At 31.9% G+C, this 14,271-nt stretch carries 12 protein-coding genes; all 12 read right to left on the reverse strand.

All coding sequences use genetic code 11. The features are described 5' to 3' along the window. Window positions 1-8: 8 nt before the first annotated feature. Window positions 9-1,379 carry a hypothetical protein gene (locus OM074_RS11170; protein ID WP_301199558.1) on the reverse strand — a complete coding sequence of 457 codons (1,371 nt, stop codon included), beginning with the start codon at window positions 1,377-1,379 and terminating at the stop codon, window positions 9-11. Between the two features lie 42 nt (window positions 1,380-1,421). Further along, entirely contained in the window at window positions 1,422-2,093 is a 672-nt protein-coding gene (locus OM074_RS11175; RefSeq protein ID WP_301199559.1) for a hypothetical protein, read from the reverse strand. Beyond that, window positions 2,084-2,560 (reverse strand): hypothetical protein, encoded by a 477-nt coding sequence (locus OM074_RS11180; protein WP_301199560.1) that lies wholly within the window; start codon window positions 2,558-2,560, stop codon window positions 2,084-2,086. The genes OM074_RS11175 and OM074_RS11180 overlap by 10 nt, the downstream gene beginning before the upstream one ends. A gap of 244 nt (window positions 2,561-2,804) precedes the next feature. Beyond that, window positions 2,805-4,898 (reverse strand): hypothetical protein, encoded by a 2,094-nt coding sequence (locus OM074_RS11185; RefSeq protein WP_301199561.1) that lies wholly within the window; start codon window positions 4,896-4,898, stop codon window positions 2,805-2,807. 64 nt (window positions 4,899-4,962) lie between these two features. Then, window positions 4,963-6,678 carry a tetratricopeptide repeat protein gene (locus OM074_RS11190; RefSeq protein ID WP_301199562.1) on the reverse strand — a complete coding sequence of 572 codons (1,716 nt, stop codon included), beginning with the start codon at window positions 6,676-6,678 and terminating at the stop codon, window positions 4,963-4,965. A gap of 105 nt (window positions 6,679-6,783) precedes the next feature. Then, window positions 6,784-7,017: a DUF4248 domain-containing protein gene (locus tag OM074_RS11195; protein ID WP_301199563.1), complete on the reverse strand. Its 234-nt coding sequence runs from the start codon at window positions 7,015-7,017 to the stop codon at window positions 6,784-6,786. 802 nt (window positions 7,018-7,819) lie between these two features. Further along, on the reverse strand, window positions 7,820-8,722 hold the full coding sequence (locus OM074_RS11200; protein WP_301199564.1) for an Rpn family recombination-promoting nuclease/putative transposase: 903 nt from the start codon (window positions 8,720-8,722) through the stop codon (window positions 7,820-7,822). Between the two features lie 17 nt (window positions 8,723-8,739). Next, window positions 8,740-11,859, reverse strand: coding sequence for a DNA primase (dnaG, locus tag OM074_RS11205; RefSeq protein ID WP_301199565.1), 3,120 nt, complete (start codon window positions 11,857-11,859; stop codon window positions 8,740-8,742). A gap of 57 nt (window positions 11,860-11,916) precedes the next feature. Further along, window positions 11,917-12,228 carry a DUF4406 domain-containing protein gene (locus tag OM074_RS11210; protein ID WP_301199566.1) on the reverse strand — a complete coding sequence of 104 codons (312 nt, stop codon included), beginning with the start codon at window positions 12,226-12,228 and terminating at the stop codon, window positions 11,917-11,919. Window positions 12,229-12,247: 19 nt separating this feature from the next. Next, window positions 12,248-12,610 carry a helix-turn-helix domain-containing protein gene (locus OM074_RS11215; RefSeq protein ID WP_301199567.1) on the reverse strand — a complete coding sequence of 121 codons (363 nt, stop codon included), beginning with the start codon at window positions 12,608-12,610 and terminating at the stop codon, window positions 12,248-12,250. Between the two features lie 81 nt (window positions 12,611-12,691). Then, a complete protein-coding gene (locus tag OM074_RS11220) occupies window positions 12,692-13,294 on the reverse strand; it encodes an RteC domain-containing protein (protein ID WP_301199568.1) in 603 nt (200 codons plus the stop codon). Between the two features lie 455 nt (window positions 13,295-13,749). Beyond that, the coding region (locus tag OM074_RS11225) for a type II toxin-antitoxin system HipA family toxin (protein WP_301199569.1) at window positions 13,750-14,271 on the reverse strand (522 nt) is incomplete at its 5' end.

Here is a 14,271-nt window from a genome sequence, read left to right on the forward strand (position 1 = left end):
TTCAATTTTTAAATGTTTAATAATATGCTATCTAGCTGATGAATACTTACAGGTTTTAGATTATTTATATTATAAATTGTATCAGTAATATTAAAGCTATCATAAAGGATAATCTTTTTATCTGCCATATCCTGTTCTATAAGTAGGAGTACTTTTTTCTGTTCAGGGATATCTCCAAAATTAAAAGTGGACTCCCAGTATTTACCAGTAATCATAGAGTTTATATCATAAAATATAAGTTTAGCATTAGTATTTCCATTCCCACTTATGGGTACAGTAAAAGGTATTTTTTTATCTTTAGAAATAAATTTATCACAATTAATAATACCCAATTTACTAATAGTATAGTTATATAGTCTATTGGTATTTAATGAATACTTTTCAAAAGCTTCTTTACTAAAAGACAAAGTATAACTTTTTGTTGCTGGTTTATAAGTTCCAGACTCTACTTTTTGTTTTACTTCTTTTTTAAGCCTAACACTTAACTCATAATGTTCTTTTGAAAGTGATATCATAGGGGCAGAAGTTGGAATTAATGTAGAAGGAGGCAAATTATTAATGGCTTTAATAATTTCAGCAGAATATTTATTGGTGGGATTTCCCGGATAATCTTTAACATTGATGATTTTACCCGTTTCTGTATTTAAATCAAAGTTAAATGCCAAGAACTTATCTGGATTTGAAGTTAGGTAATCAACAAGTTCAAAAGAAGGTGCATAGTATGCTGATAAAATCGAGTTTAAACCCAATCTTTCTCCATCTTTAAACCAACTTAATTTATAACAATTAGTTTGGGGGATTGAGTATGTATAAGTGCATACATTTTCTTTTATGCGTTTTTCAAGTTTCGTAAGGTTTTCATCATTTTGTAATAACCAATTAATACCATTAACTGAATTACCTCCGTAAAACAGTTTGAAGTCATCGGACTTATCCTTTTTAGGAAAAGCAATTGCAGCTTTCGCCCCTTTTTTCAATCCGATTTCCTTATTGTTGGAATAGCAACGAATATCTACCATTCCGTTGCTTTCTAACAAAGCACCATTGGAGGTAGTGGTCATGTTAGATACATAAAATTCTCTCTTTGTAGTATATTCCTTCAGCTGTATTTGTACGGAATCGGTACTTTTCACATCAAGGCTTAAAGCCGGAAAATAAACCACAGTTCCTTTTTTACCTGTTATATAGTTATCCTTACCTGGTGCTATGGTAAAATTCTGTGTTGCAGGTTTAACTGAATCAATATATTGCTTATAATCAGTCAAGGAAATTGAGGTTTCCTGAGATGATTGTATAGACTCTTGAGATGTATTACAGTATCGTAAAGTTAGAATTATTATTATTGCCATAGTGGCAATTAAAATTATTTTATTTCTCATAATGATTGATTTATGCGTTTTTTGAATACTCTGAAACAAGTCCTAATTACAAAAGTTAATTGCATCTTGTATGTTATAACATTGAGTATCCTGTTTATTAATTAAATGCAGTTGAAAAGTTGCAATATTTCTTGTTTGCGGTTTTAATATAGGTAGTGCCAAAACATCATTACATAGCTTTAGTGCCAGTTTAAAGTTATGGCTCCTGCGATATAAGTCAATTAAAAATACAGTCATTTCGGTTTCATCTTTAAACACCTGCTCCTTGTTGTAGTTACAAAAAAGAAATAAGCCAATAGCTTTATTACGACACGTTATGCTTTCTGGAATACAATACCTATCATCGCAGTTCCATGCTGCATGTAATGATGCCCATGCAGCTTCTACAAATTTGTTTTCATGTCCAAGTAGCAGTGATTTGCAAAGAAACTCCTTAGCTTTAGAGGGCAAAGAAGCATGATTTACATAACTCAAATACTCACTTGATTCCATCACTCTTTTAAAATCTGGAGAAAATTGAGTGATATCCTGGTAGCAGAAATGACATACAGGACAACTAGTCACCAATATTTCATTCATTGTAAATCGGTAATCAGGTGCAGGACGAGTATCTAAATCCATCTCTCCAAATGAATGGGTTGAAACATAATCTCCTTCTTCAAAAGAGTATCCACAACTACCACAAATTACTTCCTTCGCAAATACTAATGACATAATCTAAAAATTTCAGGTTTTAGAACCTTCTTAATATGATTATATAACCTATTTAAATCACTCATCTCTTTAAAAGTAAAAACAGCATTTCCAAGAAAATATTCATATTGTATGATATTATCTGCAAAAGCTTCAACATTAAGAAACCTATAGTCTAATGTGTTTTCTTTTTGAATATACTGTACAAATTCTTTGATAGTAGCAAGTTTTTCATGTGGTATAGGATATGCATCTTGTAAATCCATTTTGCATAAATAATCCCTGCATTCAGCAATGCCCGATTCATCAAAATCCTGATAAGGAGTATATTGGTAGCTTTTAATTTTAATAGCAGCTTCGGTAGGTAATAAAGCAATAGCATAGGCATACACATTGCGCAAGTATACTTTTTGTAATATATCATCCTTGGCGCATAAAATAGCATTAGCCCCATCCCATAAATATATTTCCTCTATTTCTAATTGCATGTTTTTTTGTTTATATGATTAACATTGCTCCAAAAATATAGGATAAAATATTTGTTTTTGGATTTCTGCAAGGTTGCAGAAATTCTTTAAGATATGTAGCAATTAATTGAACTATTTCATTGTCAATAATGGGTATTGTTTTTAGAAAAGTAATTTTAATAAATCTAAAGGCTTTTTAGGATTACTTTCTAGATTTCAGGCATGCAAAGTATCATAATTCAATATAATAAATAGATTAGGCTGTTTAATCTTTAGTATGGAAGTAATTTTTATGAAAAAGAATAATTGCTTCAAGATCATCATGAAGAAGAGAACTAAAAACAATACTAAATAATCGATTATTTGTATTCAGATTACTCCAGCGCCAATACTTTTTAAATTTATCTAATAAAGAAACAGACCATGGTATAGATTCCTCATTAGCAGTTAGATCATACCAATCCAAACAATCTTTAAATTCATTCATTAATTTTGATGACCATGGTATTTCCTTTGTGGAAGACACAAAACTCCAATCCCATTGGTTCTTATATCTACGAAGCAAATCAATAGTCCATGGCAAGGATTCATTTCCTGATAACTGCTGCCAGTTTAATTCATTTTTATGTCGTTCAATAACAGCATTTGTCCATTGTATATTAATATTAGAACTTGCAATATTCCAATCAATTCTATTCTCATATAAATTAACTTGCTCTTCACTCAACTTAAATTGATTGGAGATAAATTCCCAATCCCATTTATCTATATATTTTTGAATCAATTTATCAGTCCAAGGTAACTTTGAATTATAAGTTAGTTGTTTAAAATTCCACATCTTTGCATATTTGTCTATGAATTTTAAAGTCCATGGGAGTCCAATGTTTGAAGATAGATAATTCCAATCCCATTTATCTATATATTTATCTAATAAATCTTCTGACCATAGTAACGATTTGTTTCCAGACAACGACCTTGAAATCTTTTGCCACCCCAAATAGTGTCTTCTTAAATATTCATGGATTAAATCTTCTGTCCATTGTATTCCGTCATTGAAAGTTAATGAAGTCCAGCTCCAATCAAATCCGTGCTCAAAAATGAGATTAATATCCCAAGGAAGTGATTTATTTTCACTAAGAGAAGGCCACCATAACTCATCTTTATACTTTTCTATAAAATTTACAGTCCAAGGGATGTTTGTTTTTTTTGATATTGCATACCAATCCCATTTTTCTTTATACATCCCAACCAAATCTTCTGTCCATTTAATTCCTTTGTTATTGTTACTTAACAAAGCCCAATTCCATTTATCTTTATAGAAGGAAATAAACTCTATACTCCAAGGTAGCCCTTCATTAATAGATAGATAATCCCAATTCCAGTTATTAATATACTTATCAATAATCTTTTTATCCCAGGGTAAACATTTATTTATTGATAATTTTTCCCAATCCCATAATTCTTCATATTTAATAATTATTCTTTCGGACCAAATCAACGAGGTATTCTGACTAAGAATTTCCCAATTCCACCATTCTATATATTTATCTAATATTATCTCTGAGAGAGGGTAGAATCTTGATAATATATTTGGGAAAAAGTATCTATCACATACTACTGACCTCTCATAAAAACTTATGTTTCTAATATTATTTAAATATCCTTCCCACCACTCAGTTTCAATATAATTTAGCAGTGTAGGCAGATCTTTTAGTATAGACTTAATATTTATTATACATTTTGTTACATCAATTATTTCTTCAAGTGAATATCTTTCGTTGGCATTACTACTGTAATATGCAATGACAAGTTTTAAATATGTGTTATCAATAACCCCTTCAACAGTCTTATATAATGGTCTTAACCACTTTAAACTCGTACTTCTTGCTGGATATAAATAAAATAATTCGTCAAAAGGAATCTCATTATGTATTAGGTATTCTTCAAGTTCTTGTTGTTTATTGTAATCTTTTAAAACAATAACTCCCTGTTCAATAAGATTAGACATCTTCTTTAATTGATACCTTTTTAATCTTTCTTCTTCATAAGGAGAGTATTCATCTGGAACAACCCCAGAACTCATAACCTCTATTTCTTCATCTGACATTAATTTAATTTCACTTAATGTATTAGTTGATTTTTTATTTTCTTTTGATTCTTTTTCAGTTACGACTTCATCTTCTTTATCTCTTTTATGATATAAAGTATAAATTATAATAACTACAATCCAGAAACCAATCATGAATATGAAATCACCTAATGAAAAATCACCTCCATGTTCAATTAATCTCCTATCTCTTTGAGCTAAGCAATTTATGATTGGCATAAAAGAGATTAGAAAAAGCATAGAATATCTCATTCTTAAATTTTTACACTAATTTAATTTTGGCATTATATTAACTATAAAATTTGCAACCTTGCAATTATTTATAAATCTTCTTATCTAGTCTGACCTTTCTGATTTTTACTTTACTGTGCTTTTCCAAAACTGCAAATGCTTTCGGATGATTAAGCGATTTGGCATTAAACCAATCCTGGCAGGCTCCCTTAATATCTCCTAATTTTTCTTTTATATTACCTCTCATAAAGTAGCTTTCCGGACATCTAGGGTCATGACGAGTAATGAAATAGTTTATATCGGTCAATGCTAATTCGTATTGTTGTAGATAAAAATAACATTCAGCCCTGTTATGATACGGTATTGTGGCATAATAATTTATCTCAATAGCCTGTGTATTGTCGTTTACCCCATTTACAAATTCTTGTAAATCAAAACAGGCAAGTGCTCTGCCACATAAAGCATCATAATGATATGGATTGGATGATAAAACCTTATTGAAACAATTGTAGGCTTCTTCAGGATTTTCATTGTCCAATAGATTGTGTCCTTTTTTTATAAGCTCTCTCTCATTTTCTTCAAATTGTTCAGATTGTTGTATGCTCTTAGCTGTATTACTTGTAGGTAATCCTTTTTCATCTAATTTCCAAATAACTTTATTTTGTGATATGGTAATTTTTTTCTCTTTTGCTCGTGAACCTGTGATATAATAATATTGCGCAATGGAGTCATCAAAATGTTTTACAAAAGCTTCTTTAATCCGGCTGCACTTTTCATTTATTGAGTTTTTCGTTGGGTCAATTAGCTCTTCAATGCTATTATTCATTTCTTCTTCAGATTCCCTATTTGAAACCAGTTTGTATATATATAATAACTCATGTTTATGGTCAATAAGGTGTTTGAAAACAATACCTTCAGGATGACGAAGAAAAAATAGATAAACTGTTTTCGGTAATGGAGTAAGCTTAATCTCTAAATTATTGTAATCAGGTAAAATTATTCTGAATTCTTCATCGATTATAATTCGACTAATAATTGGTTTAACTTCATTTTGTTGAAATTGCTTTATAATACTACCCTTTGTAGTAGGAATGTCATTTAAAGATTGGCTAAGTGTATTAAGTAATAATTGGTAGTAACCTTCTTCTTTAAGCTGACTAATTTTTTCTTCAATTTCTTTTGCTATACCTAATGCCCTTGAATCAAATTCACAATCTGCAATTTCGTCAACTCTGCCTTCTTTTGCTAAATGATAACTCGTTACAAGTCTAAACATAATAGGATCCGAATTCCTACAGTTGGCTATGTATGATCTGATGTTACTTTCAAATACTGATTCATTATCAAATAATATTCTTACATAACTATATTCATTATCTCCACGATAACGAATAAATCCAGGTTCGATATTTTTGTTGTAATTAAAATAATTAAAAATTAGACTCGTAACTTTCGATGTGATGTCTTGAGGCTTGTATTTACCAGTATTTTCGACACTTTCAGTTAAACAGGAAGGATTAAAATATTTCTGTGCCTCGTTAATTTTATCTCTTGAAATATTCTGTATTACCTTGGGGAGATAAACAAAATGAAAACCTTTTTCTCTACATAGCTTAGCAATGAAATCATATCTACCTAGAATAAGGTTATTTAAATCCTCCTGATATTCGTTTTCAATATAAACAATAGCTCCTTTTCTAAAAAGAGTAATTTCTTCTACGTTTTCAATGATGTCAACTTGATCATTTGTAACAGGATATTCCTTGTTTTTTTTCTTAAAAAGGCGTTCGAATAATGTCATATTATAAACATAGCAAAAATTTAGAACCGTTAATGTTTAATTAGCAAGAAAAAGCTATATAGGATTGACGTGACAGGAATAAACTTAAATTACAAAGGATTAAATTCATAATTGTTCAAATTCTTCAAGTGTAAAACAAAAATGTTCCAGGATTAAAAGGAGTTGTTGTTTGTTGTAATAATGGCGTTTTGTATTTCCAGCCTGTTCAATATGTTTCTTTAATTCCGGACAAATATCAATCTCATTCCTGAGTTGCTGCATGGCTGACTTAATTGAGATACTATGAGGGTATAGTTTTTTCACCAACTCTTGTTTCAATATGGTTCTGCGAATTATCATAGCGTTGGCTTTATGTTGAAAAATAAGAAATGACACACCTGACATAATCTAAAAAGCAAACCATCAAAGCACTTCACGATAGCTTTTAGTTGCTTTCGTTTACTTTTTTGAATATTAATACTGCTTTCGAGAACTTCATCAATGTATTTTGAAGTCTTTTTTAAGCAATTACTTTTTTGAAGATAATATTGAATGGAAATTTGACCTATGGAATGGGTGCAAATAACGATAAGCCACTTATACAGGCTTATTGGTTGTGTATATTCAGATATTTTGGGCATAATAAATCAATTATACCCTTGACAATTAGCACTGCTAAAATAAAAATTTTAGGTTATTTCACTTTTGTAAAAACGCTTTTTCTTCTGCTCATAAACCTATATTTCGGGTACATTCGTTACATTCTGAACATTCTAAACTATATAATACTATATTTCAATTATTTAAGTCATCATTTAAGAAAGTACCCCAGAAAGTAACCACCTCCATAGAAAGTAACCAAACAACAAATATCTTTTCCAGAATGTAACGGAATGTAACAGAAAGTAACCACACTTCTTTACTTTTGTTGATATAAGTAATTAATATATAACACTATATATTAAAGAATGTAACGAACGTAACGAATGTAACCGATTTTGTATGGAGATTACTATTAATGAAAAAAATTCCTGTTTAGCTTTGATTTCTTGCTAATCACACTTCAAGAAAATAGTAATGAGCTTTAATAATGAGAAGTAAAAGCATAAAAAAACCTGATACCAAATTGATACCAGGTCATATTTTTAAATCTCTAATTTACCTAATGCGAGTTATCGCTTCTTAATTTATGAATCTGCTTCATATCAATATGAGTTATTTCTGCAATTTGTTCATCAGAATAACCTTTATTAATCATATTAATAGCTGTTTGCTTTATCCCTTTATTATATCCCCACTGCCTTAATTCATCAGCAGCTTGAGAAAATGCATCTTTTGCTTTTGGTGAAATTGTTTCCATAATCTCATCTATTTTATCAGGCTCAACACCTGAAACTTTATACAAATATAACGCTATTTTCTGGAAAATGTTTGTATCAATTTGCTCTATCTGACGAAACATATCTCTAGCCAAATCAGGATTGCTTTGTATAAATCCAATAAGGTTATCGCTCCTTTTCATAAACCATACAGCAACCTTAACACTTGGCCGTTTAAAGTGTTGAATAATTGCATGGTCTTCAATATCCTTTGTATCAAAAAGGGCATAATCAAATAGAGGGATAAAACGCTTCAATTCTTCGGGAACATTTTTTACAAAACCAGCATCTGTCCACTTGCGATTTCCATGATAAAACACCATAGTAATTACAGGTGTAAGTTCCTGTTTATTTGCAGCCTGATTCTCCCATACATTAAGAATATATCTCAATAGTTGTAGGTGAATATTCTTATCCGGATAGCTTTTGTGTTCGTATAGCAGGGATATTTTAATATTGGAGTAACCATATTTAACATTACACGATATATCCTTGAAATAAGGGGCAAGTTCCTGGTCCACATATTCAGTTGGGTCATATTCCAAAGTATCTGTCTTTAAACCTTGCAACACTTCTTTTGGCAACGAACCTTTTAATAGGTCTTCCAGGTTCTCTTTTACTGAGAAGAGGCTTTTGAAGAAATTGTCGTGAATATTATTGTTGCTACTCTTTTTAATCTTACTCATGTTGCAAAACTATTAAATTAATTCGTGTCATTTTCATTACCATCATATTTGCTTTCTAATGTCAGGTTAACCTTATCCAGGTAAAAGACAAAAGCAGTTGTGTAAGTCTTCTTTATATTGCCATTACCATCATATTCCGGACAACCTGATTTTGCATCAAACTTTTTAAAATATACTTTCTTACAATCACATATGAATGAGGAACTATTTTTTAAATAGTATTCCACCGTAGCATCGGGCAACGGTTTATCACCCTCCCGAAGTGCTTGTGTTTTGTAAAGCCCAAAAACACGGCTTACCGATAAATAGAATAAGTTTTTAGGCTCTTTAAGTGTAATATCACTACGTTTCCATTCTCCATTTTCTTTATAATGACGAACTATCTTATCGGAATATACCACTCGATAGTCTCCTTCTTCAAAAAGCATGTTGGAACTGATAAGGTATTGAACTGTCTTCCAGAAGATTCCCAAATCATCATTTCGGGCAGTTTCTTTATTTTGCTCAATCATCATTTTTACAAATAACTCCATGATTTCTTCATATAAAAATGGAAGTTCTACTATATTCGAAATCGTGGCATATGCCGAAGCAACTGTAAGCCAATTGTTGTATATCCTTGTTTCAATAGCTATTGTTCCTAATAATTCCCGGAACTTGTCACTAACAACATCAACTGTTTTGTTATAATTTCTTGCAAAAGCTTCCCTGTGCCTAAGTAATTGATGGGTAATCTGCGTCAATCCTTGTTTGTTAATTTGTTCCAATTCCTCAAACAAACGCTTTTCTTCGAAGGAGAATACTGTTTTTGAAAAACCTAATGCAATAAAACGGCTAAACAATGCAATATCAGCTGTAGCTATTTGTTGACCACAGACAATAATCCCCTGATTGACTTTAGAGGTTTCCTTCTTTTTGTCCTTGTCCATGTTCATTCGTGTCCGCCCGGTCTTGTCCCAAAAACCTTTGAGCAACTCACGCTTTTCCATCTCTAAATCATTCCGATATTCATCTAAAACACAAACAGCATTAGAACTTGTTGCTACATGGTCGGCAATGGATGGCTTACTGGAGTTATGCAGATTTGGTACTTTACCTTTTCTTCCAAACATATATAATATGCTTTCTGCACAGGTGTTTTTACCAGAACCTTTCTGGCCATACATGTTCAGAATAGGAAACTTATCAAATCGCTTTGCTATTATATCCATAAACAAACAGGCAAAATAAAACGACATGGTTATAATACCATTAAGACCAAATACACCATAATACTTTGTGGCATATTCATACAGCGTAATATTACCTTCATTGTGGATAAAATGCCGTTCAAATTCAAATAAAGTATCATCATCTGAATAGATTTCGGAACAGGCAGGGATATAGAAATATGTATCCTGATGTTTTACAATTCCATAACGGTCAGCTTTTATAAACTCATCACCGTTAAATATTCCATTTCCCCAACAAAAGAAGCCTTCTCGCTGCCATCCCATCTGTACAATCTCTTTACAACTTTTCGTTTTTTCATAAAGCCAGGCTTTTAATTTGTTCAGTTCACTTTCACCTCCAGTCCAAAGAAAGTTACCCAAAGATTCTATCTGGAGCTTGAAGTTGGTAATGCTCACCAAATCCCTTTGAGGAAGCTCTACAATTCGAACCAGGTTATGTCGGTTTTTAATCTCATATAAACGTTTGGCATTTAAAGGACTTACAATGTGAAATAAGGGAGCCATTACAAAATTGGAATGCGTTACAAAGTCATCACCTTTTTTATTCCGGAATACATAACAATTGTCTTCCACGTAGAATCCCCACCTATTGAAGTCATTAAGGCTAACATGTTTAGGAACTGTATAACGTTGTTGATTGACTGGTTCATCTTTGGTAAATTCCTTTAATGCATCCTGCCATGCTTTTTTGGGCTTAATATGCTCTGTCAAAAACTCTAAATAAACCTCCTGTTTTGTTTTATCGTAACAGGCTATCAATTGGGCAACACGTTTTATTGCTTCCGATTTAAAAACCGGGTCAGAAGCAGATTTTTCAGCATATTGAGAAGCTTTATATATGATGTAATCGACCTGCTTCTCGTTATACTGAAGAAAAACCTCTTTTGTATCAAATAGCGAATCAGGGTCTTGTTTTTCAGGTAAAACAATTACAGATACGTGAAATTGATTTCTGATTAAAGTTTCTGCATTGCGGTCAGTAGCCAATTTACCTGCTGAATCACCATCAAATATTAATGTGACTTTATTGGTATAACGCTTTAAAAGCACTGCCTGAGCTTGAGTGAGTGCAGTTCCACATGTTGCTACTGTATTATTTATCCCAATATGATGCATCCTTAATGCATCGGTATATCCTTCAACAATATATGCTCGCTCTTCTTTCTTTATTGCAAATCTTGCTTCGTTTAAAGCATATAGCTCATTTCCTTTTATGTAAATACTACTTTCCGGAGAGTTGAGATATTTTACTTTTGATTCGCCGTTTAAATCTCGCCCGGCAAAAGCTATGGTTTGTCCTCTGGAATTTGAAATCGGAAAAATAAGCCGATTACGAAAAAAATCATATACACCTTTATCGCTACTCTTTAAAACTCCAATTTCTTCAAGTATTTCAGTTTTTAATCCTTCCTTCCTTGAATGGGCTAAAAGTGCATTCCCATTAGGAGCAAAACCAATGTTAAAGCTGCTGTTCTCAGGAATCGAAATATTCCTTTCCTTAATATATTTCTGAGCATCATTATGAGCTACTTGTTCTACAAAGAAGCTCTCAACAATATCACAAGCAATACGGAGACTTTCCTGGTGCTTAAATTTAGCTTCATCAAAATTGGCACTCTTCTTCCATTCAAAACCTATCCCAAGTTTCTTTGCGCCAATTTCAACGGCTTGCTTAAAATCAACTCCTTCATGTTCCTTTATAAACTCTATGGCATTTCCTCCTTTACCACAACCAAAACACTTAAATATGCCTTTTGCAGGATTGACACTTAATGATGCTGTCTTCTCATTGTGAAAAGGACAACAGGCGATATAATTACTTCCAGACCTTTTTAATTCAATAAAATTTGATACAACATTTAAGACTTCTCCATTTATGTGTTCTATTACTCTATTTGCATCCATTAAATACGAAGTTAAATTAGTAGAGCTGCCCTTGTTCAGCTCTACTTTAAACCATTGCTAATTGTCAAGGGTGGTTATTAATTCTCTTATATCTTCAGGAGAGAAACAAAGTGGAATCTTGTCAACCATTGCTGCTGTTAACTCGATACGGGATATTTCATTTTCCTTCCAATTGGGTAGCATGTAAATCGTGCTACTACTGTGAATGAAACTTAATCGTAATCGTAAGTTTTCAGACCAATTGAGTTTTTCAAGTTCCGTTGCTTCCGGGGTGATAATTGTGCAGCCTAATTCAAACAAATCACTTTTTATTCTATCTAATTCCTGTTTATTGGTATCATAATTGATACCTGAAAGGTAAACTATCATATATACAAAGCTTTATAAATTATAGACTACCAATATCCTTCCCTTTTTCCTGAAGATTGGAAATGCGTTTTTTATACATCTCACAAAGCTCATCCACCGATTCCACACTACTGCGAACTTTCCGATTTTCCAATAGCTTTTTTATTTCTGCAATTGTATAATAGACTTTTCCTCCTAAAGATGAATAAGTAATATTCCCTGTACTTCGCAACCTCTGCAAAGTACGTTGGCTAATACGTAAGTATTGGCACACGTCTTCTCCATCAATCCATGCATCCTCTGGATTGACCGATGGTTGATTTAATTCTACAAACCGGGAAAGGGAATCTATTTTTTCAATAAGAGCTTTATAAGCTTCAGATTCAATTGTTATAACGTTCATGTACTGATTTTTAAATTCAGCACAAAAATGTTAATACGGAAAGTTATATGAACGCAACTTGTGTATATAGTGGCGTTACTTTTACTTCAAATTGAGCATTTTTTCATTAAACCTATCCACCAGAGAACTTAAAAAATAAGCGTGTAATCCCTTGTCTTTGACAGGTGTGCGTGTAGTCATCTTATAAATTTCAGGATGATAATTATCCAAATTAATTTTAAAAAGCTTACTAAATTGCGCAACCATCTTCTGTATTGAGATATTTCCACTATTGATACATTTGGCTAAATGTAAGGCACAGATAAGCTCTATTAAGGCACGTTTGCTTGCTGTCCATGAAAAGGATACATCCGGTGTCCCTTTAATGTCTGTTGTTCTTTCGAATATCTCTGAACCAAGCTGCATACTTTGTAACTCAACAATAATACATTGAATCATAACTTGTAAGAACTCACGAAAGTCTTCACTTTTATTAGAAGAACATCGTTTCGCAAACCATTGTACTGTTATTTTTAGATGATTTAAGTTTCGATGGACTTGAACTACATCACCTGCTTCATAGCACCTTTCAAAAATCAATTGCCTCCATTCAACAATCAAATTTTCAAATTCAATAATACTTACCTGCCTTGATGCAAATACATTTTCAACATTCTTAATGAATCGCTCTGTTTTTTGTTCCATTTTTTAAAATGATTATTAATTAATACAAAAGCCATCGTTATGGCTAAACACAGCGATTACTTACGAAAGCATTTTAGGGCAAAATTGATAACTCTTACCTGGAACAAATGCTTGATATTGTCTTATCAATAAAAAAAATGTAAATTCGAACCTGAAATATTGTATGTTTTGGCTGATTTATGGCATAGCTAAAAGTAGTTACTAAATCGTAACCAGTTAAAACAAGAAAGTGTGCAAAATATTGATATATAAACGCATAAGAGAGGTAGTTCACTTACCTCTCTCTCCGCTGACTGCGAAAGCAATTTAAAGTAAAGCCCTGTAAGTCAACACTTACAGGGTTTTTTAATGCGCAATATTTTGAAATAAAAAGCAAAGATAGTCTTAGAGTAAATATCGCATATCGCGATATTTACTCTAAGACTTATGTTTAAATTTCATCCTAATAAAAGACGTTAATTAATTTTATTCACTCCATTAATTGCCTTTTGAATCGTTATAATAGCATTTTGTGACACACCACATTCTTTAGCTATTGATTCCCAATATAAAACTGCATCTTGCACTTCTTCCAAGATCAGCTCCGGTTTCTTTATTCCAAAATGCTTTCCTAATTCTAAAAGATGTTTCCTTCCCGGATTTTTACTCTCTCCTGCAACCATTGTGCTGTGAAAACCATATGCTGAATTTGAAAAAGTTAGATCATATACAGGAGCGAAACTCCAATTACCTTTGACATCCATTAAAAAAGAGAAGTTCTTACTATGATCATCCCGATTGTGAGCAAACACATTAAAAGCTGCCAGACGTAATACTTTCTCGTATGCTTTCACATGTTTTTCAAGTTGAAAGGCACAATCCATTAAATGACCATAATCCATTGTGCTCATTCTAAAATTATCATGCATCAATCCACTTGCAGTATGCATGTGAATTCTTTTCTCTTTTATTCTGTCAAAGCGTTTTGTACCAAAGTA

The sequence above is a fragment of the Plebeiibacterium marinum genome, from assembly GCF_026013615.1.
Taxonomy (GTDB): domain Bacteria; phylum Bacteroidota; class Bacteroidia; order Bacteroidales; family Marinilabiliaceae; genus Saccharicrinis; species Saccharicrinis marinus_A.